The sequence below is a fragment of the Pseudomonas sp. SF2 genome (assembly GCF_036858055.1).
In the GTDB taxonomy this organism is placed as follows: Bacteria; Pseudomonadota; Gammaproteobacteria; order Pseudomonadales; family Pseudomonadaceae; genus Aquipseudomonas.
On sequence record NZ_JAMBDI010000018.1, the window covers coordinates 210564 to 232451 of the forward strand.

Here is a 21888-nt window from a genome sequence, read left to right on the forward strand (position 1 = left end):
AGGAAACCGCGACTTTAGTGCGCAAATATGATGATTCATTGGCAGAAATGTTAAGGGGGTTTTAAAACAACTCGCTCTTAGAAGCATGGCCTACAGATCCATTTGGAATGACTGTCGGATTTCTGCCATCAAACTGTAATGCCAACGCCGCAACATCCGGGTCCCTGAATGAACATGGATAAGGATGGCAGGTTCGATGGCAAGCAGTGTGCACAGGCGCGAAGTGATTGGCTGGATGGGTGTCGGTGCCTTGGCACCGTTGCTCGGCGCCTGCTCCGCCTTCCCTGGCCAGCAGGGCGGCAACGCCCGCCTCGACCTGCTGTACGTGGCCGATACCCTCGATGCCCGCCAGCCTGGCCAGGCCGTGGTGCCGGCCACCCGCCTGGGGCCGGTCAGCCACCTGGGCCGCGCCCCCTGGATGACCGGCAGCAGCGCCAGTATCGCCTACCCGCGACTGGCGCCACTGCTCGATGCCAGCCAGGCTGCATCTGCCCAACTGGGCGGCTACGCGGTGCTGGCGGCGTTGCTGGAGCAATTGCGCGGCGAGGCTGGGGCGGGCAACAGCCTGACCCTGGAAAACGGCCAAGGCTGGAATGGCAGTGGCCTGGCTTACCTGACCCAGGGCGAAAGCGGCCTGCAGGGCAGCCAGCTGCTGGGCATCGAAGCACGGGTCAGCAGCGACGAGCGCGTGCTGTGGCCACAGCGCAGCCCGGCGCTGTATCGCCAGGCTACCGCCGTTACCCTGGGCGCCGGGCTGGCGGACACGCAACGTCAGGCGTTGGGCCTGGAAGCCTTGCACATCTTCGAACGCGGCGGCGCACGTATTGCCGTGGTCGGCGTGACCGACCCCTACGCCCAGGACCAGAAGGCCTCTCTTAAACAGTGGTACCAGTCATTGCAGCCAGTGTTCGAACAGGCCCGGCGCGAGGCCGACCTGGTGGTGGCCATGGCCGATGTCGGTACCGGGCCGGGCCTGTGGCTGGCCGAGCGGGTGCCGCAGATCGACGTGCTGCTGTGCGCTCGTGGCCAGGACCTGTGGCCGGCGCCGGTCGAGGTGAGCCAGGCCAGCGGCCGCCGCGTGCCGGTGCTGTTCGCCGGGTGCCGGGGCAGCGGCGCCTTTCGCCTGCGCTGCCAGCGCGTGGCCGGGCTGTGGCAGTTCGACGGGCGTTTCTTCCCGGCCTTTGAACAACAGCTGGCACCCGCCGCACAGCAGCGTGTCGGGGCATTGCAGGCAGAACTGCGCCAGCAGCGCGCCGGCCATGCGGCCTGGCTCGACCAACCGCTGGCCCGCGCGCCCCAGGCGCTGTGGCGCCGCGACACCCGCGGCGGCAGTTGGGACCGCCTGCTGCATCAGGCCCTGGCCGACGACAGCAGCATGCCAGTGCTGCTGCCGGGCCTGCGTTATGACTACCCGCTGCCCGCCGGGGCGGCCATCACCCGTGAACACCTGATCAGTCTCACCGGTGGCTACCCGGCACCGGTGGTCGAAGCGCCGGCCCGGCAGGTCGAGCAAGTGCTGGAAAACGCCGCGGAGCAACTGTTCGGCGACCCGCTGCTGCTGGACAACAGCCAGGACCTGCCGCGCTGGCAGGGCCAGGCCTGGCGTGTCAGCTACAGCCCGCAAGGCAAGCGCATCAGTGGCCTGGAGCCGGTGCAGGGCCTGTGCCGCACCTTTGGCCTGCAATTCGAAACCCAGGCTGGCGAGCCGCTGTGGCAACGGGTCGAAGCCTGGCTCGCCCGGCAGCCGGCCGACTGGCAACTGGTGCCGCTGCAACTGCCCGAAGTGCGCTACGTACAGGGGCACCCGGGCTGGCACCCAAGGCAGCTGGCCTCGTGATGCTCGCCTCGCGCCTGCTGACTGGCGCCGGCCTGACCCTGGCCGGCTGGCTGGCCGCCCAGTGCGTGCTGCAACTGGGCCGCCAGCCGCAACCGGCCACTGCGCCCGCAGCGGCCAACAGGCCGCTGCCTGGCTTGATGGTCGGCCATTGGCAGGTACCCGTCGACGACGGTGCCATCGCCATCACCCACTTGCCGCTGCAATACCTCGGCGGCCTCAAGGCCCAGCCGCTGGCCTCCAGCGTGGTAGTGCTGCGCTATGGCGAGCAGGTGCGCACTTTGGCCCGCGGCCAGCGCCTGGCGCCAGGGATCGTGCTGCAGGACATCGACAGCGATGGCCTGATTTTCAACAACCAGGGGCGGCGTGAGCGCCTGCCCTGGCCGCCACGCCCCGCCGTGACCGGCTTCAAGCGGCAAGGATGAACGATGCTTGTTAGATATTGCGTGGCGACCGTGCTGAGCCTGACCCTGTCCATGGCCTGTGCCGAAGAGCCGGTGTTCGATGACAACGGCACGCCCCTGTACGAGGTCAACTTCGTCGACACCGAACTGGGCGAGTTCATCGATAGCGTGTCGCGCATCACCGGGACCACCTTCATTGTCGACCCCCGAGTCAAAGGCAAGGTCACCGTGCGCACCGTCGACCTGCACGACGCCGATGCCATCTACGACATCTTCCTGGCCCAGTTGCGCGCCCAGGGCTACGCCACTGTCGACCTGCCCAACGGCAGCGTGAAGATCGTTCCCGACCAGGCCGCTCGCCTGGAACCCGTGCCGGTGGAGGCCGGAGGGCAGCAGGGGGAAGGCAGCGACAGCGTGGCTACTCGGGTATTCAATGTGCGCAACGCCGCCAGCGAGCAGGTGCTGGGCATTCTCAAGCCTCTGATCGACCCTCGGGTCGGTGTTATCACACCTTACCCGGCGGCGCACCAGTTGGTCGTTACCGACTGGCGCAGCAACCTGGAACGTATCGCCAGCTTGCTGCGCCAGCTCGACCGCCCCCAGGAGACACCCGGCAACGGCAGTACTCAGGTCATCTACCTGCGGCATGCCAATGCTGGCGAAGTGGTCAAGGTGTTGCGCGGGCTCAGCCAGGAAGGCATGGCGCCCGCTGAAGGTGCGGGCGAAGGCGAGGGCAAGGACCGGCCCGTGGTGGCTGCTGCCGGCGGCTCGGGCATCCGCCTGGAATACGAAGAAGGCACCAACGCCGTGGTCATGGTCGGCCCCGACAGCGAGCTGGCCGCCTACCGCGCCATCGTCGAGCAGCTGGACATTCGCCGTGCCCAGGTCGTGGTGGAAGCGATCATCGCCGAGGTGTCCGACAGCAGCGCCCAGGAACTGGGTGTGCAGTGGCTGTTCGCCGACGAGAAGTTCGGTGCCGGCATTGTCAATTTCGGCAGCAACGGGGTGAACATCGCCAACATCGCCGGGGCCGCCGCCAGTGGCGACAACGAGGCCCTGAGCGACCTGTTGTCCAGCACCACCGGCGCCATGGCGGGTATCGGCCATTTCGGTGGCGGTTTCAACTTCGCCATGCTGGTCAATGCGCTGAAGGGCAAGAGCGGCTTCAACCTGCTGTCCACGCCCACCCTGCTGACCCTGGACAACGCCGAGGCGTCGATCCTGGTTGGCCAGGAGGTGCCCTTCGTCACCGGTTCGGTGACGCAGAGCAACGCCAACCCGTACCAGACCATCGAGCGCAAGGAGGTCGGGGTGAAGCTGCGCATCAAGCCGCAGATCAACATCGACAACAGCGTGCGCCTGGATATTGTCCAGGAGGTGTCATCGATTGCCGAGTCAACCGCTGCCAGCGACGTGATCACCAACAAGCGCGAGATCAAGACCAAGGTCATGGTCGAGGACAACGGCCTGGTGATCCTCGGCGGCCTGATCAGCGACGAACTGAGCACCAGCGACCAGCGCGTGCCGCTGCTAGGCGATATCCCTTACCTGGGCCGGCTGTTCCGCTCCGACGCCACCAAGAACACCAAGCAGAACCTGATGGTGTTCATTCGCCCGCGCATCCTGCGTGACGGGCCGAGCCTGGCCGGGCTCAGCGAAGCCAAGTACCGCACCTTGCAGCAGACCACGCCGCTGCAATTGCCTGACCTGGCTGATGCACAAGGCGCTACGCCGCTGCTGCAAGTGTTTCCCTCCAGCCGCGCACGGCTGGAAGGCGGTACCTGGTGATGCTGCCTTATCGCCAGGCACGGCAGAGCGGGGTGGCCATGGCCCCGGCGGAGCAGGGCTGGCAGCTGTGGCTGCGGCGCGACGCCGACAGTGCCCAGTTGCAGGAGCTGTTGCGCGTGCACGGCCAGCCCAGCCTGCTCGAATACCTGGAGCCTGCGCTGTTCGACGAACGCCTTGGCCAGCTGTACCAGGCCGGTGATGCCGCCACCGAGGCGCTGATCGAAGGCATTGGTGACCATGTCGACCTGGACAGCCTGATGAGCGAAATGCCGCGCATCGAGGACCTGCTGGAAAGCGACGACGAAGCTCCGGTAATCCGCCTGATCAACGGCCTGTTCGGCCAGGCCCTGCGCCTGCGCGCCTCGGACATTCATATAGAAACCTTCGAGCAGAGCCTGGTGGTGCGCCTGCGGATCGATGGTCACCTGCGCGAAGTGTTGCGCCCACCGCGTGCACTGTCGGCCATGCTGGTGTCGCGGATCAAGGTCATGGCGCGCCTGGACATCGCCGAAAAGCGCCAGCCCCAGGATGGCCGTATCACCCTGCGTGCGGCGGGACGTGAAGTGGATGTGCGCGTTTCGACCCTGCCCGGCATCCATGGCGAGCGGGTGGTGATGCGTGTGCTCGACAAGCAGGCCAGCCTTTTGGCGCTAGGCAACCTGGGCATGCCGGCAGCGGTGTTGCAGGGCCTGCGCAGCTGCCTGGCGCGGCCCAACGGTATCGTGCTATCCACGGGGCCGACCGGTTCGGGCAAGACCACTACCTTGTACGCCAGCCTCAACAGCCTCAACGACGGCAGCCGCAATATCCTCACCGTCGAGGACCCGGTGGAATACGCCATCGCCGGCATCGGCCAGACCGCCATCAACCCGCGTGCCGGGCTGACCTTCGCCAGTGGCCTGCGCGCCATCCTGCGCCAGGACCCGGACGTGATCATGCTCGGCGAAATCCGCGACCAGGAGACCGCGCAGATCGCCGTGCAGGCCAGCCTCACCGGCCACCTGGTGTTATCCACACTGCACACCAACAGTGCGGTGGGCGCGGTGACCCGCCTGCGTGACATGGGCGTCGAGCCGTTCCTGATCGCCTCGTGCCTGCGCGGCGTACTGGCCCAGCGCCTGGTGCGGCGCTTGTGCAGTTGCGCCGTGGCGCACCCACTGCAACCGGCGGAACGTGACCTGTGGCCCGAGCTGGCGGCACTGGGCAGCAGCTACCACGCAGTGGGCTGCGAGCAGTGCCAGGGCAGCGGTTATGTCGGGCGCCTGGGCCTGTATGAATTCATCGAACTGGACGCCGGGCTGATCGGCCTGCTGTACGACGGCGCCAGTGAACTGGCCATGCAGGACTACCTGGCCGAACGCCGGCAGAGCCTGGTGGCGATGGCCAGCGGCTGCCTGGCCCGTGGCGAGACCAGTTTTGCCGAAGTACTGCGTGTGGTGCAGGGCTGAGCCATGCCGACCTATCGCTACCAGGCCGTCGATCTCGCCGGCAAGCCCCACAAGGCCAGCTTGCAGGCCGACAGCGAACGTCATGCCCGTCAGTTGTTGCGCGAGCAGGGCCTGTTCGCTCGCCGGTTGCAGCGTCACGAAGCCGGCACCCGGCAACCCCGGCGCCAGCGCCTGAGCCGCGCCCAGCTGTGCGAACTGACTCGTCAGCTGGCCACCCTGACCGGTGCCGGCATCCCTCTGGTCGACGCCCTGGCTACCCTGGAACGGCAACTGCGCCAGCCCGCCCTGCACAGTGTGCTGGTGGCCTTGCGCGGCTCGTTGGCCGAAGGCCTGGGCCTGGCCCGCAGCCTGGCCCGTCAGGGGGCACCGTTCACCGGCCTGTATTGCGCGCTGGTCGAGGCCGGCGAGCGCTCCGGGCGCCTGGCCCAGGTGCTGACCCGCCTCGCCGACCACCTGGAGCAGGTACAACGACAACAGCACAAGGCACGTACCGCGCTGATCTACCCCACCGTTTTGATGGGGGTATCACTCGCCGTGGTAGTAGGCCTGATGACCTTCGTCGTGCCCAAGCTCACCGAACAGTTCGCCCACGCCGGGCAGAGCCTGCCGCTCATTACATCGCTGCTGATCGGTCTGAGCCAAGGGCTGGTGCAGGCCGGGCCCTGGCTGTTGGCGCTGGCCCTGCTGCTCGGAGTGCTCGGCGGCTGGTTGTTGCGCAAGCCGTACTGGTGCCTGCGCCGCGACCAGTTGCTGCTACGCCTGCCACACATTGGCAGCCTGCTGCAGGTGCTGGAAAGCGCGCGCCTGGCACGCAGCCTGGCGATTCTCAGCGGCAGCGGTGTGGCCCTGCTCGAAGCCCTGCAAGTGGCCACTGAAACTGTCGGCAACCGGCGTATCCGTCTGGCCATGGAGCAGGTGCGCCAGCAGGTGCAGGGCGGCACCAGCCTGCACCGCGCGCTGGATGCCAGCCAGCAATTCCCGCCGCTGCTGGTGAACATGGTCGGCAGCGGTGAGGCCAGCGGCACCCTGGCCGACATGCTCGAGCGCGTGGCCGACGACCAGGAGCGCGGCTTTGCCCGCCAGGTCGATACCGCCATGGCGCTGTTCGAACCCCTGATGATCCTGGTGATGGGCGCCGTGGTGCTGTTCATCGTGCTGGCGGTGCTGCTGCCGATCATGCAACTCAACCAGGGCCTGCAACTGTGACGACAAGGAGTACTGCCATGCAGCATCGACGTAACCGCCAGCGCGGTTTCACCCTCATGGAAATCATGGTGGTGATCTTCATCATCGGCTTGCTGATCGCCGTGGTTGCGCCCAGCGTGCTGGGCAACCAGGACAAGGCCATGAAGCAGAAGGTGATGGCCGACCTGGCCACCCTGGAGCAGGCGCTGGACATGTATCGCCTGGACAACCTGCGTTTCCCCAGCAGCGAACAGGGCCTGGCCGCGCTGGTGAAAAAGCCGGCCCAGGAACCGCTGCCACGGGCCTGGCGCAGTGACGGCTACGTGCGCCGCCTGCCGGAAGACCCGTGGGGCACCCCATACCAGTACCGCATGCCCGGCGAACATGGCCGGGTCGACGTGTACTCGCTGGGCGCCGATGGCCAGCCGGGCGGCGAAGGCCAGGATGCCGACCTGGGTAACTGGGAGCTGTAACGGGTGCGTTGTCAGCGGGGCTTCAGCCTGATCGAGTTGCTGGTGGTGCTGGCCATCGCCGGGCTGATGACCGGGCTGGCGGTGGCTGGGTTCGGCAACAGCCAGGCCAGTGTCGATCAGGCCCTGCAACGGCTGGCGACCGAGACCCGGGCACAGGCCGCGCTGGCTCGGCATGCCGGGCAACTGCGCGGGCTGCGCTGGAATGGCCAGCGCCCGGAGTTCGTCCGGCGCGAGGGCAATGGCTGGGTGGTCGAAGCCGTCGCCCTCGGCGACTGGCCCAAGGGCCTGCACCCGGACTGGCCGGCCAGCCCGCAGCCGCGCCTGCTGTTCACCCCGCATGGCTGGGCGCAACCGGGCAATGTGCGCTGGCGCTGGGCCGATGGCAGCCAGCAATGGGCCTGGAGCCGCGCTGGCCGCTTGCAGGTGGTGGTTGCCCCATGAAGCAGCATCAGCGTGGCTTCACCCTGCTGGAAGTGACCGTGGCCCTGGCGATCGCCGCAGTGCTGGCGGTGATCACCAGCCAGGTTCTGCGCCAGCGCCTGGCGGTGCAGGACAACCTGCAACAGCACCGCCTTGGCCTGCTGTGTGCGCGCGAACTGCAAACCCGCTTTGCCGTCGAGCAGTACTGGCCAGCTGCAAACCAGGTTGGCGGTGAACTGAGCCAGGGTGGCCAGCGCTGCCACTGGCAACTGCAACTGCGCCGCACCGGCGTACGCGACCTGCGCCGTGGCGAACTGCTGCTGTTCGCCGACCGCGACCAGCGCCTGCCGCTGGGCCAGTACACCGTATTCCTGGAGCGGCCATGAGTTACAGAAATCCTGAAGCTTGTGCGGTCCCTGTGGGGGCGGGTTTACCCGCGAAGCAGGCACCGCGGTGTGTGGCACCGGCTTCGCCGGTGTTCGCGGGTGAACCCGCTCCCACAGGGACGGCGTATACCCGTCAGCCCGGTATCCTGCCCACGAAGCGCCGCCAGGCCGGCCTGACCCTGATCGAGCTGATGGTTGCCCTGGCCCTTACCGCCGTGCTCGGCATCATGCTCGCCGCCCTGGTCAACGGCTGGCTCAAGGTCCGCGAACGCCTGCAGGTCACCACCCGGGAAACCTCGGTGCTGGACTTCTGCCTGGCCCTGGAGCGTCGCTTCGACAGCCCGGTGATGCGCCGTGTCTACGACCAGCGCCTGCCCCTGGCCAGCCGCTGGCTGGACTGGCAACCGGCAAGCAACCAGTTGCTCTGGGTCGCCACCACCGGCCTGCCGGAAGCCGAAGGCGGCTCGCGCCTGCAACGCCAGCGCCTGCGCTTCGAGGCACGCGAGCAGCGCCTGCTGCTGGAAAGTTCGGCCGACCTTTACGCCGCCGCCGCCCCAGGTTGGGTCCAGCGCGAACGGCTCGATCGGGTCAGTGCCATGAATGTTCTTTATTACCAGGGCGGCCGCTGGCTGGCCTGGCCTTCCGACCAACCTGCGCACCCCGGCCGTGGCGTGCGTCTGGAGCTGCAGCGTGACGGAGCACCCTATGTCTGCACCTTCGCCCTCCCGTGGGGGCGCTCATGAAGTTTGAATGGCGGCGGCGCAGCCCGGCCCAGACATGGCTGTTGCTGCGACCGGGCGTTGTCTGGCACTGGGCGCTGGTCGAGGGCGACCTTGTGCAACGCCAAGGCCAGGGCGAGCCCCCGGCGAACCTGCCGGCCCGTGTGGCGTTGGTCCTGCCTGCCCAGGCCTGCAGCCATTTCCGCGTGCCGGCACCGCCCGGCCTCAAACGTGAAGAATGGCCGCTGTTGCTCGAAGACCGCCTGCTGCAGGCCATCGATGAGGTGACATGCGCCTGCCTGGCTCGCGAGCCTGGCCATCTGCGGTTACTGGTGGTGGCCCGTCAGCAACTGGACGACTGGCGCGGGCAGTGTGCCGAATGGGGCTTGCAGGTGGCGCGCTGCTGGGCGGAGCTGCAGCTGCTGCCGCCCCCTGAGGCGGGCTATGCCTGGCAATGGCAGCGCACACCCGGCATGTCCTTGTACAAAGGGCTGGCCGAAGACGGGCAGGAGCACTGGCTGGCCTGGCCGGAGGGACTGGGCGAGGTGCCACGGCAACCGTGGGCGGCGCTGCAAAAGGTCTCGCTGAGCGGCGACTGGCCAAGTACGTTGGTACCGCTCGATACATTGCCCGGCCTGTTCGAGCGTACCCGCAAGGTGCGCCCGCTGCCGGCGGTTTCCCGGCCGCAGCAACGGCTGCTCGCTGCCTGCCTGGTACTGGCTGCCATCTGGGGCGGGCTGTGGTTGAGCACGCAGTGGGGCCAGGCGCAACGCTGGCGCAGTCAGGTCATCGCCGTGACCGGTGAGCAGGCCAGCCCGCGGCACGCCGCGCAGGCCCTCAAGCGCCTGCGCGAAACCGAACTGCAGCAGCAACTGCGCACGCGCCAGCTCGACGACCTGCAGGCGACGTTGCAGGCTTGGTTGCGTGAGCACCCCGGCTGGCGCCTGCAAGCGGTGCGCTTCGATGGCCAGCGCTGGCACCTGCGGCTGGAGGGCGAGGGCAGTGCGCCGCCATGGAGCGACATGGCTACAGCTGCCGGGGCCTCCGTCCAGGTGCAAGATGGCCAAGTGGTGTTCGACCTGGGAGCGGCCTCATGAACCGGGACTGGCTACAGCGTCATCGTCTGAAGTTCGCCTGGGCACTGATTGCTTTGTTGCTGGCCTTCCTTGCCCTGCGCGCAGGCCTTGCGCAATGGCGCGAGCTCAGCCAGTGGCGCGGGCTGGCCGAACAGGCCGCCAGCCTGCAGCGCGGCCCGGGGTTGAACCTGGAGCGGCTACGCCAGTCGGCTCAGGCGCGGCAGATCGAACTGGCCGAGGTCGATGCGCACGACAAAACCTGGCAACTGCATGGGCAGGTGGCCGACGAGCGCGTGCTGCAAGGCTGGTTGCAAAGCCTGCGTGCAGAAGGTGCCCAGCTACTGCAATGGGGGCTGGAGCAGGATGCCAAGGGCCTGCGCTTCAACCTGGTGGTGCAGCCATGAGCCGCAAGGGCATGGCGTGGGTTGTGCTGGTATTCGTGCTGTCGGTAGTGGTTGAGCTTCCGGCCAATTGGGTGGTGCGTGCGTTCGGCCTGCCAATGCGTGACGCCAGTGGCAGCCTGTGGCAAGGCCAGGCCCGACAGTTGGGCCCGGTCGGGCCTTTGCACTGGACGGTGCAGCCTTGGCGCTTGCAGGCGAATGCGCAGTTGGGCTTTCAGGGCCAGGCCTGGCAGTTGCGTGCCGAGGGCTGGCCTTGGCGCTGGCGGCTCGACGCCTCTGCGGTGGGCGCCCAGGCGACCGTTCCGACGGATTATCGCCTGGCGGGTCAGTGGCAGGGGGCATTGCGAATTCAGGGGGCAGGGCGCCAATGCCTTACCAGTGAAGGCCGCATAACGGTAACCGACCTTGCCCTGAGCGAGCCCTGGTCGCTCGGCCTGGGGCAGGGCTGGCTGGAGATGGACTGCCAGCGCGGCTGGCGCCTGCGCGGGCAGTTGGTGCAGCAGGGGCAGCATCAACTGGCTGTGGATGCCGACCTGCCAGGGCGCCGGGCGCAGGTAGTGTTCGAGTTGCAGCCGGAGGCGGCGCTGACACCCTTGCTACGTGGGGCGCAGTGGCTTGGGCCACAGGCATTGGCAGGGCAGCGAGACTTGCGCTGGTAAGGGGAAATGCGTGGAGATTGCATGGAGGCTGGGAGGTGATCGGCTTGAGTCTTGAGTGGCGGCGCTCGATCGTGCAGGCGCCGGAAATGCTCCGACAAACCTCAAGGCCGAATCTCGATCAACGTCCCATCCCGCACCAGGTCCCACACTTCCTGCATGTCGCGGTTACGCATGGCAATGCAGCCATCGGTCCAGTCCAGGGTATGGAAGTACCACTCCGGGTACTCGTCGTTGATCGGTGTGCCATGAATCATGATCATGCTGCCGGCACTCACCCCTTCACGGGTGGCACGGGCGGCATCGGTGATGTTCGGGTAATTGATGTGTATGGCCAGGTTGAAGCGGTCGCTCTGCTTGCGCCAGTCCAGCCAGTACAGGCCCTCGGGGGTTTTCTTGTCGCCCTCGCGTTCCTTGGCGCCCTTGGGCTGCTTGCCCAGGGAGATGCGGTAGGTTTTCAGCGGCTCGCCACGGCTGATCAACTGCAGGCGGCGCTCGGACTTGATCACCAGCACCTTGTCGATCAGCGGCTGCATGGCCTGCTGCGAAGGCGAGGGTGCTTGCACTGCCGGCTGGGGCTTGCGGAGGATGGTCTCGGTGAAGGCCGCCTGGGACACCGAGGTAACGCAAAGGCAGAAAAGGGCAAACAACCAGCGCATGTAACGGTATCCCTGAAGGCTTCTAGGTAGTGGTCGAGACGTTCATCGGCGGCAGGTATTCATGGCCTATGGGGTAATGCTGCCCGATGCGGTCGCGATAGTAGCATTCTAGTGTGCGAGTGACGGTGCGGAAAGCCAGCTCGCCCCACGGAATCTCATGTTCTTCGAACAGCCGCACTTCCAGGCTTTCGACACCGACCGCGAAATCAAGGTCTGCCAGCTCGGCGCGGAAGAACACGTGCACCTGGTTGATGTGTGGCAGGTCGAACAGCTGGTACAGGCTCATGCTGCCGACCCGGGCGCAGGCTTCCTCGACGGTTTCGCGACGGGCGGCCTGGTCGAGGGTTTCGCCGTTTTCCATGAAACCGGCAGGCAGGGTCCAGAAACCGCGGCGTGGCTCGATGGCGCGCCGGCACAGCAGCACCTGGCTGCGCCAGGTCGGCAACACGCCGGCGACGATGTTGGGGTTCTGGTAGTGGATGGTCTGGCAAGACTCGCAGACATACCGCAGGCGGCTGTCGCCCTCGGGGATCCGCTGAGTGACCGGCTGGCCGCACGCGCTGCAGAATTTCATGTGTCGTTCCTTTTGCTCTGGGCTATCTTGGCGCGCCGGCCGGGCCGCCGCAAGCGCACAGGGCTTGGGTGCTTCGCGCCTTTGGTGCATCATGCAAGACAGGCCTTGGATACGAGCGTGCGCAATGCTGGACGAGCTACTTCGCCGAATGAGCAACCACCAACCCGCATCACTGGAAACCGACCGACGGTTCCCCGAAGCGGCGGTTCTTTTGCCCATTACCCGCAGCGAAGCGCCCGAACTGGTCCTGACCCTGCGCGCCAAAGGCCTGTCCACCCATGGCGGCGAAGTGGCCTTTCCCGGCGGCCGCCGCGACCCGGAAGACCCCGACCTGGTGTTCACCGCGCTACGTGAAGCTGAAGAGGAAATCGGCTTGCCGCCCGGCCTGGTGGAAGTGATCGGCCCGCTCAGCCCGCTGATTTCGCTGCATGGCCTGAAAGTGACGCCATTCGTCGGGCTTATCCCCGATTTTGTCGAATACCGCGCCAATGATGCCGAGATCGCGGCAGTATTCACCGTGCCGCTGGAGTTCTTCCGCCAGGACCCGCGCGACCATACCCACCGTATCGATTACCAGGGGCGCAGTTGGTATGTGCCCAGCTATCGCTATGGTGAATACAAGATCTGGGGGTTGTCGGCGATCATGATCGTCGAACTGGTCAACCTGCTGTTCGATGCCGGCATCAGCCTGCACCAGCCCCCTGAGCGTCACATCGAAAACTGAGCGGGGCCAACCCCGTCGTCTGCGTTGCAGCCTGAGGAGCAAGCATGAAATACCGCCTGGGCGACCTGCGGGTCGAGAGCCACCCCACCAGTTGGGCCGCACCCAACGCCACGCTGATCGGCAAGGTGCGCCTGCAGGCCAATGCCAGCGTGTGGTTTGGCGCGGTGCTGCGCGGGGACAACGAGCTGATCGACATTGGCGAGGGCAGCAACGTGCAGGATGGCACGGTGATGCACACCGACATGGGGTCGCCGCTGACCTTGGGCAAGGGCGTGACCGTTGGCCACAACGCCATGCTGCATGGCTGCACGGTGGGCGACTACAGCCTGGTCGGTATCAACGCGGTGATCCTCAATGGCGCGCGCATCGGCAAGCACTGCATCATCGGCGCCAATGCGTTGATTGCAGAAGGCAAGGAGATTCCCGACGGTTCACTGGTGATGGGCTCGCCGGGCAAGGTGGTGCGTGAGCTGACCGAACAGCAAAAGCGCATGCTCGAAGCCAGTGCTGCGCATTACGTGCACAATGCCCAGCGTTATGCACGGGAGTTGGTGGTTGACGATGAGTGATGTCGTAGAGCGGCCGGTGGCCTCGCCGTGCGTGAGCATCTGTGCACTGGACGAGCAGGATATCTGCACCGGTTGCCAGCGTAGCGTGGCGGAAATCAGCCGCTGGGGGCGGATGGACAACGACGAGCGCCGCGCGGTGCTCAGGCGTTGCCATGAAAGGGCAGTGGAGGCCGGCCTCATCCTGTAGGCTGACGCGCCCCCCCTGTGGGAGCGGGTTCACCCGCGAACACCGGCGCAGCCGGTGCCATCCACCGTGTTGGATTCTTCGCGGGTGAACCCGCTCCCACAGGCATTGCGCAGCCTTCGAAGCTGATGTTGTACCGATGGCGCGGGTTTACCCACGAACAAGCCAGCGGTAATCTGTGCGGCTTGCCCACAGACTACCCGCCATGTTCTATCTGATTGCCTACATCAGCAGCGTAGTGCTGATCAACTACGCTTTCTCCAGCGCGCCGCACCTGGACATCATCTGGTCCGCATGGGGCGGCCTGGTGTTCATCCTGCGCGACATGGTGCAGACCCGTTTCGGCCATGGTGCACTGGTCGCCATGCTGGTGGCGCTGGTGCTGTCCTATGTCACCTCGGAACCGGCCATCGCCCTGGCCAGTGCCACCGCGTTCTTCATTTCCGAACTGATCGACTGGTTGGTGTTCAGCATTACCCGCCGACCGCTGCGCGACCGCCTGTGGCTGAGCTCGGCACTGAGCATCCCGGTCGACACCTTCATCTTCTTCGGCATGATCGGTGCCCTGACCCCAGCCGTGATCGGCACCGCCATGGCCTCGAAATTCGCCGGTGTCACCGCCGTGTGGCTGGCCATGGCTTTTCGCGCCCGGCGGGCCGCCGTGGCGGGTTGATGGTGTAGAATAGCGGTCCTTTTTCAGCGGGCGGCGCCAAGCCTGGTGCGGCCCCGGACGCCTTCGAGGACCTGAAATGACCCGTATCGGAACCCCCTTGTCGCCCACCGCGACCCGTGTACTGCTCTGCGGCTGTGGCGAGCTGGGCAAGGAAGTGGTGATCGAGCTGCAGCGCCTGGGCGTCGAAGTGATCGCCGTCGACCGCTACGCCAATGCCCCGGCAATGCAGGTGGCGCACCGCAGCCACGTGGTCAACATGCTCGATGGCGTGGCGCTGCGCGCCGTGATCGAGGCCGAAAAACCGCACTACATCGTCCCTGAAATCGAAGCCATCGCCACCGCCACCCTGGTCGAGCTGGAAAACGAAGGTTTCAACGTGGTGCCGACCGCCCGCGCCACCCAGCTGACCATGAACCGCGAAGGCATCCGCCGCCTGGCCGCCGAAGAGCTGGACCTGCCAACCTCGCCATACCACTTCGCCGACACCTACGAAGACTACGCCAAGGCCGTGGCCGATGTCGGCTACCCGTGCGTGGTCAAACCGGTGATGAGCTCGTCGGGCAAGGGCCAGAGCCTGCTGCGCAGCGATGCCGACCTGCAGAAGTCGTGGGACTACGCCCAGGAAGGCGGCCGCGCCGGCAAGGGCCGGGTCATCGTCGAGGGCTTCATCGATTTCGAATACGAAATCACCCTGCTGACCGTGCGCCACGTCGGCGGTACCACCTTCCTCGAGCCAGTCGGCCACCGCCAGGAGAAGGGTGACTACCAGGAGTCGTGGCAGCCGCAGGCCATGAGCCCGAAGGCACTGGCCGAGTCGCAGCGGGTGGCCAAGGCGGTCACCGATGCCCTGGGCGGTCGTGGCCTGTTTGGCGTGGAACTGTTCGTGAAGGGCGATCAGGTGTGGTTCAGCGAAGTCTCGCCACGCCCGCATGACACCGGCCTGGTGACCCTGATTTCCCAGGACCTGTCGCAGTTTGCCCTGCATGCCCGTGCCATTCTTGGCCTGCCGATTCCGGCCGTGCGCCAGTTCGGCCCGTCGGCGTCGGCGGTGATCTTGCCTGAGGGGCAGTCGCAGCAGACCAGCTTTGCCAACCTGGGCGCTGCCTTGAGCGAGCCGGATACCGCCATTCGCCTGTTCGGCAAGCCGGAAATCAACGGTACCCGCCGCATGGGCGTGTGCCTGGCGCGTGACGAGTCGGTCGAATTGGCGCGGGCCAAGGCGACCCGTGCTGCGCAGGCGGTCAAGGTCGAGTTCTGATCCGATCGGGGCTGCGTTGCAGCCCTTCGCGGGCACGCCCGCTCCCACAGGTTTCGGCGCTACCCCTGTGGGAGCGGGCGTGCCCGCGAAGGGCCGCAACGCGGCCCCAATTACTTACAGCTGCGTATTGCGGGTCTCTTTCAGGCACAGTACGGCAATCAAGCTGATCACCGCCGCCGCCGATACATATCCCCCCACCCAGCTCAACCCACCCATGCTCACCAGCTTCTGGGCAAAGAACGGTGCCGCCGAGGCCCCGACGATGCCGCCCAGGTTATACGCCGCCGAAGCGCCGGTATAACGCACGTGGGTCGGGAACAGCTCAGGCAGCAGTGCTCCCATCGGCGCAAAGGTCACGCCCATCAGGAACAGCTCGATGGCCAGAAACAGCGCCACGCCTGCGGTCGACCCCGAAGTCAGCAGCGGTTCCATGGCAAAGCCCGAGGCTACCGCCAGCAGGCCGCCGACGATCAGCACCGGTTTGCGCCCGTAGCGGTCGCTGAGCCAGGCCGACAGTGGTGTGGCCAGGGCCATGAACACCACCGCGAAGCACAGCAGGCCAAGGAACGTCTCGCGGCTGTAGCCCAGCGTGGTCACGCCATAGCTCAGCGAGAATACCGTGGAGATGTAGAACAGCGCGTAGCACACCACCATCGCCGCTGCGCCCAGCAGGGTCTGCAGCCAGTATCTTGAAAACAGGTCGACCACCGGCATTTTCACCCGCTCGTGGCGGGCGACGGCCTTGGCGAACACCGGGCTTTCTTCAAGCTTCAGGCGCACATACAGGCCCACCAGTACCAGCGCGGCGCTGAGCAGGAACGGAATGCGCCAGCCCCACTCGCGGAACTGCTCGTCGCTGAGCACCAGGGCCAGGGTCAGGAACAGGCCGTTGGCGGCCAAAAAGCCGATCGACGGGCCCAACTGCGGGAACATGCCGAACCAGGCTCGCTTGCCTTCCGGCGCGTTCTCGGTGGCCAGCAAGGCCGCACCACCCCATTCGCCGCCCAGGCCCAGGCCTTGGCCAAAACGCAGCAGGCAGAGGATGATCGGCGCCCATACACCAATGCTGTCATAGCCCGGCAGCACGCCGATGGCCGTCGTGGATACGCCCATCAGCAGCAGTGAGGCGACCAGGGTCGACTTGCGGCCGATACGGTCGCCAAAGTGGCCGAACAGTGCCGAGCCCAGCGGGCGGGCGAGGAAGGCGATGCCGAAGGTAAGAAAGGCCGCCAGCATCTGCGCGGTGCCCGACCCGGACGGGAAGAACACCGGGCCGATCACCAGTGCGGCGGCAGTGGCGTAGACGTAGAAATCGTAGAACTCGATGGCGGTGCCGATGAAGCTGGCGGTGGCTACCCGCGCGGGCGAGTTGACCGGCGCGGCAGGCGCTTCGGCATAGGTGCTGCTGATTGTCATTAAGTAGGTCCCTAACAGTCTGGTCCAGCTCCATGGGCGTGCGAGGCAAAAAGGCAAGCACCGCTGCGTGGACGCGGGAGCGTTTTGTTGTTGTGTGCGCCCGACTGACGATAGCCCAAGGGGGATAGGGGCGGGGGCGGGCACTGTTCGGGGTGTTGAAGCAGGACCGCAGGGCGTGTCAGTGGAGCGGACTGGCCGTGGGGCGCCGGGTGCGGGTAGCAGGCGGAACGGCGGGGCTGGGTAAGCGTGACCCGAGTATAGCTATCGGGTCACGGTCCACACCAGTACCTTGCTGGCACAATTGTCCTCTGTTTCGAGGATTTCCAGGCGATAGCGGCCGATCTTCAGGCAAACGGCGCTTTCCGGGATGCTCTCCAGCGCCTCGGTGACCAGCCCGTTGAGGGTTTTCGGCCCGCCGTCGCAGGGCAGGTGCCAGCCCAGGCTGCGGTTGATTTCGCGTAGCGAAGCGGTGCCGTCGATGACGAAGGTGCCATCGGGCTGCGGGTGCACGTGGGGGTTGACCAAGCTGTGTTCATCCTCGAACTCGCCAACGATCTCTTCGAGGATGTCTTCCAGGGTGACGATGCCCAGCACTTCGCCGTACTCGTCCACCACCACGCCCAGGCGGCGCTGCTGCTTGTGGAAGTTCAGCAGCTGCATTTGCAGGGGCGTGCTCTCCGGCACGAAATAGGGCTCGTAGCAGGCGCCGAGCAGCGTCTCCAGGGTCAGCTCGGCCTTGGGCAGCAGGTGGCTGATCAGCTTGGTGTTGAGGATCGCTTCAACCTGGTTGATGTCGCTGTGGTACACCGGCAGGCGGGTGTGGCGGCTGACGATCAGTTGCTCGATGATGCGCTCGATCGGCTCGTCGAGGCTGATGCCGTCCACTTCGTTGCGCGGTACCAGGATGTCGTTGACGGTCATCTTGTCCAGTGACTGCAGGCCGTCGAGCAGGCCGTGGCGCGGCGCTTCGTGTTCCTCGTCCTCGTCGAACTCGTCGGCTTCCTGCGGGTGCAGGGCCACGGCCGTGGGTTGCACGCGGAACGGACGCAGGATCAGCTTGGCAACGCCATCCAGCAGGCAGGCCAGTGGTTGCAGCAGGGTGAGGGGCACTTTCAGCAGGCTGGCGCCGAGGCTGACGAACGCCTGCGGGTTGCGCCGGGCCAGGCGCCGCGGCAGGTATTCGGCGAACACCAGCAAGGTGAGGGTGGCGGCCAGCCCGGCCAGCCAGAAGCCGTGTTCGCCGCTATGCCGCTGGCCGACCAGGCAGGCCAGGCCCAGCACCAGCAGCTTGCCCAGGCTGGCGCACAGCACCAGGGCCTGGGCCGGCAGCACGGGCTGGCCGTCCTCGCCGGCGCGCAGCGCGCCATTGAGTTGCAGGCGGGCGGCATCCACCGCAGTGAATAGCGCCGACCACAACAGCGCCAGTGCCAGGGTGCCGAATAGCGGTGCGTACGGCAGGGTATCCATGGGCGGCCGTCAGATATGCAGGATGAATTCGCGAACCAGCTTGCTGCCGAAATAGGCCAGCATCAGCAGGCAGAAACCGGCCAGCGTCCAGCGGATGGCCTTGTGGCCACGCCAGCCCAGGCGGGTGCGGCCCCACAGCAGCACGCTGAACACCACCCAGGCGACACAGGCCAGCAGGGTCTTGTGTGCCAGGTGCTGGGCGAACAGGTTGTCGAGGAACAGCCAGCCGGAGATCAGCGACAGCGACAGCAGGCACCAGCCGGCCCAGAGGAAGCCGAACAGCAGGCTTTCCATGGTTTGCAGCGGCGGGAAGTTGCGGATCAGCCCGGACGGGTGCTTGTTCTTCAACTGGCGGTCCTGCAGCAGCAACAACAGCGCCTGGAACACCGCGATGGTGAACAGCCCGTAGGCCAGGATCGACAGCAGGATATGCGCGAGGATGCCCGGCTCTTCGTTGACCAGCGGTACCGTGCCAGGGGGCGCGAACTGGGCCAGCAGCGCGGTCACCGCACCCAGCGGGAACAGCAGCACCAGCAGGTTCTCCACGGGTATGCGCAAGCAGGCCAGCAGGGTCAGGGCGATGACCGCCACGGCGATCAGGCTGGCGGCACTGAAGAAGTCCAGGCTCAGGCCCAGCGGGGTGATCAGCTGGAAGAACAGCGCACCGGCCTGGGCGAGTACCGCCAAGGCACCCAGCAGGGCAAGCAGGCGCTTGTCGGCCTTGCGGTTCTGGGCAAGGTAAGAGCCCTGGTAGATGGCCGCAGCTATATATAGGCCGGCGGCGATCAGGTTGGGGAGGAGGCTGGGTGAGGAGAACATAAGTCCTGGTTGGCGAGCCTTAAAGAGACGGAGTTTGGCATAGATCGCGCTGGTCTAGGAAGACTGGCAGGCTGCGGTGCGGTATTCGCGGGTGAACCCGCTCCCACAGGTATGGCGCCGGTTTCGAATGGGGTGGGGACCCTGTGGGAGCGGGTTCACCCGCGAAGAGGCCGGCACAGCCACCGATTATCTACCATACCGCCGCCAAGGTGTGCGCCGCCGTCGCACTTCGCTATAATCGCCGCCTTGCTGTGCCCGGCGGGTATGCATTCCCCCTGGGCGCCTGACAAACCTCGGCTTTTACTGGGCCTGAAAGGATCACCATGTTCGAAAACCTGACCGACCGCCTGTCACAGACGCTGCGCCATGTCACCGGCAAGGCCAAGCTGACCGAAGACAACATCAAGGACACGCTGCGCGAAGTGCGCATGGCCCTGCTCGAGGCCGACGTTGCCCTGCCGGTGGTCAAGGATTTCGTCAACAGCGTCAAGGACCGTGCAGTCGGCACCGAAGTGTCGCGCAGCCTGACCCCTGGCCAGGCGTTCGTGAAGATCGTCCAGGCCGAGCTGGAAAGCCTGATGGGCGCGGCCAATGAAGACCTCGCGCTGAACGCCGCCCCGCCCGCCGTGGTGCTGATGGCCGGCCTGCAGGGCGCCGGTAAGACCACCACCGCCGGCAAGCTGGCGCGCTTCCTCAAGGAGCGCAAGAAAAAGAGCGTGATGGTAGTGTCCGCCGACGTCTACCGCCCGGCGGCGATCAAGCAGCTGGAAACCCTGGCCAACGACATCGGCGTCACCTTCTTCCCGTCCGACATCAGCCAGAAGCCGGTGGCCATCGCCGAAGCGGCCATCCGCGAAGCCAAGCTGAAGTTCATCGACGTGGTCATCGTCGACACCGCCGGCCGTCTGCACATCGACGCCGACATGATGGACGAGATCAAGGCGCTGCACGCCGCGGTCAAGCCGATCGAGACCCTGTTCGTGGTCGACGCCATGACCGGCCAGGACGCCGCCAACACCGCCAAGGCGTTTGGCGAGGCGCTGCCGCTGACCGGCGTGGTGCTGACCAAGGTCGACGGTGACGCCCGTGGCGGTGCCGCGCTGTCGGTGCGTGCCATCACCGGCAAGCCGATCAAGTTCATCGGTATGGGCGAGAAGACCGAAGCCCTCGAACCATTCCACCCCGACCGTGTCGCCTCGCGCATCCTCGGCATGGGTGACGTGCTCAGCCTGATCGAGCAGGCCGAGCAGAACATCGACAAGGCCAAGGCCGACAAGCTGGCCAAGAAGCTGAAGAAGGGCAAGGGCTTCGACCTCGAAGACTTCCGCGATCAGCTGCAGCAGATGAAGAACATGGGCGGCCTCGGCGGCCTGATGGACAAGCTGCCGAGCATCGGCGGGGTCAACCTGTCGCAGATGGGCAACGCCCAGGGCGCGGCCGAGAAGCAGTTCAAGCAGATGGAAGCGATCATCAACTCCATGACCCCGGCCGAGCGCCGTGATCCAGAGTTGATCAGCGGCTCGCGCAAGCGCCGTATCGCCATCGGTTCCGGCACCCAGGTGCAGGACGTCGGCCGCCTGATCAAGCAGCACAAGCAAATGCAGAAGATGATGAAGAAATTCTCCGCCAAGGGCGGCATGGCCAAGATGATGCGCGGCCTGGGCGGGATGCTGCCGGGCGGCGGCATGCCGAAGCTGTAACCCCTATTCCGGGTGCCTGCCGTTCGTCCGGCAGGCGCCCAGAACCCCCGCTGTGGCGGGGCAATGGCCGCGGATTTCGCGGCTCAACCGGCAGATCTGGACGGCAGGGCAGGGCCTTGCCGAAAAAGTCATTTGCAAATGTCCGTGTATTCCCCGAGAATATGCGGCCTTTTGGGCACCCGTGTGCCTATTTGGCATTCAGATTTGCAGTACCAGCTGCTGTATCAACTGCAGCACCGACTATAGGAACGATGTTCACATGGTAACCATTCGTCTGGCCCGTGGCGGCTCGAAAAAGCGCCCATTCTACCACCTGACCGTGACCAACTCGCGTAACGCCCGTGACGGCCGTTTCGTTGAGCGCGTAGGTTTCTTCAACCCGATCGCTGCTGGCGCCGAAGTCAAGCTGTCGGTCAACCAAGAGCGCGTCAACTACTGGCTGAGCCAGGGTGCACAGCCGTCTGAGCGCGTTGCTCAGCTGCTGAAGGACGCTGCCAAGGCTGCTGCCTGAGCAGTATGAACGCGACGCCAGAAAAGGCTGACGACCTCATCGTCGTTGGCAAGATTTTTTCGGTTCACGGCGTTCGCGGCGAGGTGAAGGTGTATTCCTTTACCGATCCGATTGAAAACCTGTTGGATTATCCGCGCTGGACGCTTCGGCACGAAGGCAAGGTAAAGCAGGTCGAGCTGGTCAACGGTCGTGGCTCCCAGAAGGGCCTGGTCGTGAAACTGAAAGGCCTCGATGATCGCGATGAAGCCCGTCTTCTGAGCGGTTACGAAATCTGCATACCGCGGAGCCTTTTGCCCAACCTGGCTGCTGACGAGTACTACTGGTACCAGTTGGTGGGCCTGAAGGTCATCAACCAGGACGAACAACTGTTCGGCAAGGTCGATCACCTGTTGGAGACCGGTGCGAACGATGTAATGGTGGTCAAGCCCTGCGCAGGCAGCCTGGATGATCGCGAGCGTCTGTTGCCCTATACGGCGCAATGCGTGCTCGACATCGACCTGGAAGCAGGCGTGATGCGGGTTGAATGGGACGCGGACTTCTAAAC

At 65.7% G+C, this 21888-nt stretch carries 25 protein-coding genes; 20 read left to right on the top strand and 5 right to left on the bottom strand.

Annotated features, from left to right (window positions below):
* Window positions 1–196 precede the first annotated feature (196 nt).
* The 12 genes from M2S36_RS12540 to M2S36_RS12595 all read left to right on the top strand — a co-directional run bounded on the left by M2S36_RS12540 (window position 197) and on the right by M2S36_RS12595 (window position 10793).
* Entirely contained in the window at window positions 197–1837 is a 1641-nt protein-coding gene (locus M2S36_RS12540; protein ID WP_207835753.1) for a lipoprotein UxpA, read from the top strand.
* The gene (locus M2S36_RS12545) at window positions 1834–2259 is read left to right on the top strand and encodes a pilus assembly protein PilZ (RefSeq protein WP_333957224.1); all 426 of its coding nucleotides are present in this window, start codon (window positions 1834–1836) and stop codon (window positions 2257–2259) included. The genes M2S36_RS12540 and M2S36_RS12545 overlap by 4 nt, the downstream gene beginning before the upstream one ends.
* Before the next feature lie 3 nt (window positions 2260–2262).
* Complete coding sequence (gene gspD, locus M2S36_RS12550) at window positions 2263–4026, top strand: type II secretion system secretin GspD (RefSeq protein WP_233693912.1); 1764 nt, start codon at window positions 2263–2265, stop codon at window positions 4024–4026.
* Window positions 4026–5474 carry a GspE/PulE family protein gene (locus M2S36_RS12555; RefSeq protein ID WP_333957232.1) on the top strand — a complete coding sequence of 483 codons (1449 nt, stop codon included), beginning with the start codon at window positions 4026–4028 and terminating at the stop codon, window positions 5472–5474. The genes gspD and M2S36_RS12555 overlap by 1 nt, the downstream gene beginning before the upstream one ends.
* A 3-nt stretch (window positions 5475–5477) precedes the next feature.
* The gene (gene gspF / locus M2S36_RS12560; protein WP_063911441.1) at window positions 5478–6680 is read left to right on the top strand and encodes a type II secretion system inner membrane protein GspF; all 1203 of its coding nucleotides are present in this window, start codon (window positions 5478–5480) and stop codon (window positions 6678–6680) included.
* A gap of 17 nt (window positions 6681–6697) precedes the next feature.
* The gene (gene gspG, locus M2S36_RS12565; protein ID WP_063911442.1) at window positions 6698–7132 is read left to right on the top strand and encodes a type II secretion system major pseudopilin GspG; all 435 of its coding nucleotides are present in this window, start codon (window positions 6698–6700) and stop codon (window positions 7130–7132) included.
* Between the two features lie 3 nt (window positions 7133–7135).
* Window positions 7136–7573, top strand: a complete 438-nt coding sequence (gene gspH, locus M2S36_RS12570; RefSeq protein WP_207835719.1) for a type II secretion system minor pseudopilin GspH — start codon at window positions 7136–7138, stop codon at window positions 7571–7573.
* Window positions 7570–7938, top strand: coding sequence for a type II secretion system protein GspI (locus M2S36_RS12575; RefSeq protein WP_207835703.1), 369 nt, complete (start codon window positions 7570–7572; stop codon window positions 7936–7938). Before gspH ends, M2S36_RS12575 begins: the two co-directional genes overlap by 4 nt.
* A gap of 146 nt (window positions 7939–8084) precedes the next feature.
* The gene (locus tag M2S36_RS12580) at window positions 8085–8681 is read left to right on the top strand and encodes a type II secretion system protein (protein WP_267933469.1); all 597 of its coding nucleotides are present in this window, start codon (window positions 8085–8087) and stop codon (window positions 8679–8681) included.
* Window positions 8678–9754, top strand: a complete 1077-nt coding sequence (gspL, locus tag M2S36_RS12585; RefSeq protein WP_207835696.1) for a type II secretion system protein GspL — start codon at window positions 8678–8680, stop codon at window positions 9752–9754. The genes M2S36_RS12580 and gspL overlap by 4 nt, the downstream gene beginning before the upstream one ends.
* Window positions 9751–10137, top strand: coding sequence for a type II secretion system protein GspM (gene gspM, locus M2S36_RS12590; RefSeq protein ID WP_063911445.1), 387 nt, complete (start codon window positions 9751–9753; stop codon window positions 10135–10137). The genes gspL and gspM overlap by 4 nt, the downstream gene beginning before the upstream one ends.
* Window positions 10134–10793: a general secretion pathway protein GspN gene (locus M2S36_RS12595; protein WP_207835682.1), complete on the top strand. Its 660-nt coding sequence runs from the start codon at window positions 10134–10136 to the stop codon at window positions 10791–10793. Before gspM ends, M2S36_RS12595 begins: the two co-directional genes overlap by 4 nt.
* A gap of 101 nt (window positions 10794–10894) precedes the next feature.
* On the opposite strand, the gene M2S36_RS12600 is transcribed toward M2S36_RS12595, so the two are convergent.
* Together M2S36_RS12600 and M2S36_RS12605 are read right to left on the bottom strand one after the other, a co-directional pair.
* Window positions 10895–11449, bottom strand: coding sequence for a L,D-transpeptidase family protein (locus M2S36_RS12600; protein WP_207835680.1), 555 nt, complete (start codon window positions 11447–11449; stop codon window positions 10895–10897).
* Between the two features lie 22 nt (window positions 11450–11471).
* A complete protein-coding gene (locus M2S36_RS12605; protein WP_063911448.1) occupies window positions 11472–12023 on the bottom strand; it encodes an NUDIX hydrolase in 552 nt (183 codons plus the stop codon).
* Between the two features lie 124 nt (window positions 12024–12147).
* Here M2S36_RS12605 and M2S36_RS12610 point away from each other — a divergent pair, with 124 nt between their 5' ends.
* From M2S36_RS12610 to purT, 5 genes are all read left to right on the top strand, one after another.
* Window positions 12148–12747, top strand: a complete 600-nt coding sequence (locus M2S36_RS12610; protein ID WP_020191180.1) for a CoA pyrophosphatase — start codon at window positions 12148–12150, stop codon at window positions 12745–12747.
* 44 nt (window positions 12748–12791) lie between these two features.
* The gene (locus M2S36_RS12615; protein WP_112250926.1) at window positions 12792–13316 is read left to right on the top strand and encodes a gamma carbonic anhydrase family protein; all 525 of its coding nucleotides are present in this window, start codon (window positions 12792–12794) and stop codon (window positions 13314–13316) included.
* Window positions 13309–13503, top strand: a complete 195-nt coding sequence (locus tag M2S36_RS12620; RefSeq protein ID WP_207835678.1) for a DUF1289 domain-containing protein — start codon at window positions 13309–13311, stop codon at window positions 13501–13503. Before M2S36_RS12615 ends, M2S36_RS12620 begins: the two co-directional genes overlap by 8 nt.
* 202 nt (window positions 13504–13705) lie before the next feature.
* Complete coding sequence (locus M2S36_RS12625) at window positions 13706–14173, top strand: VUT family protein (protein ID WP_010952556.1); 468 nt, start codon at window positions 13706–13708, stop codon at window positions 14171–14173.
* A gap of 76 nt (window positions 14174–14249) precedes the next feature.
* Complete coding sequence (gene purT, locus M2S36_RS12630) at window positions 14250–15431, top strand: formate-dependent phosphoribosylglycinamide formyltransferase (RefSeq protein ID WP_063911450.1); 1182 nt, start codon at window positions 14250–14252, stop codon at window positions 15429–15431.
* Between the two features lie 114 nt (window positions 15432–15545).
* Here the strand turns inward: purT and M2S36_RS12635 are convergent, their stop codons facing one another.
* The 3 genes from M2S36_RS12635 to M2S36_RS12645 form a co-directional block, all read right to left on the bottom strand.
* Window positions 15546–16847 carry an MFS transporter gene (locus M2S36_RS12635; protein WP_233687220.1) on the bottom strand — a complete coding sequence of 434 codons (1302 nt, stop codon included), beginning with the start codon at window positions 16845–16847 and terminating at the stop codon, window positions 15546–15548.
* Window positions 16848–17108: 261 nt separating this feature from the next.
* On the bottom strand, window positions 17109–18314 hold the full coding sequence (locus tag M2S36_RS12640) for a transporter associated domain-containing protein (protein ID WP_207829537.1): 1206 nt from the start codon (window positions 18312–18314) through the stop codon (window positions 17109–17111).
* Between the two features lie 9 nt (window positions 18315–18323).
* The gene (locus M2S36_RS12645) at window positions 18324–19133 is read right to left on the bottom strand and encodes a cytochrome C assembly family protein (protein WP_207829532.1); all 810 of its coding nucleotides are present in this window, start codon (window positions 19131–19133) and stop codon (window positions 18324–18326) included.
* Window positions 19134–19456: 323 nt separating this feature from the next.
* Between M2S36_RS12645 and ffh the strand changes: the two genes are divergently transcribed.
* The 3 genes from ffh (at window position 19457) to rimM (ending at window position 21886) form a co-directional block, all read left to right on the top strand.
* Window positions 19457–20833: a signal recognition particle protein gene (gene ffh / locus M2S36_RS12650; RefSeq protein ID WP_013971189.1), complete on the top strand. Its 1377-nt coding sequence runs from the start codon at window positions 19457–19459 to the stop codon at window positions 20831–20833.
* Window positions 20834–21092: 259 nt separating this feature from the next.
* Window positions 21093–21344 carry a 30S ribosomal protein S16 gene (rpsP, locus tag M2S36_RS12655; RefSeq protein WP_003259424.1) on the top strand — a complete coding sequence of 84 codons (252 nt, stop codon included), beginning with the start codon at window positions 21093–21095 and terminating at the stop codon, window positions 21342–21344.
* Window positions 21345–21349: 5 nt separating this feature from the next.
* Window positions 21350–21886: a ribosome maturation factor RimM gene (gene rimM / locus M2S36_RS12660; RefSeq protein WP_025337913.1), complete on the top strand. Its 537-nt coding sequence runs from the start codon at window positions 21350–21352 to the stop codon at window positions 21884–21886.
* Window positions 21887–21888 lie beyond the last annotated feature (2 nt).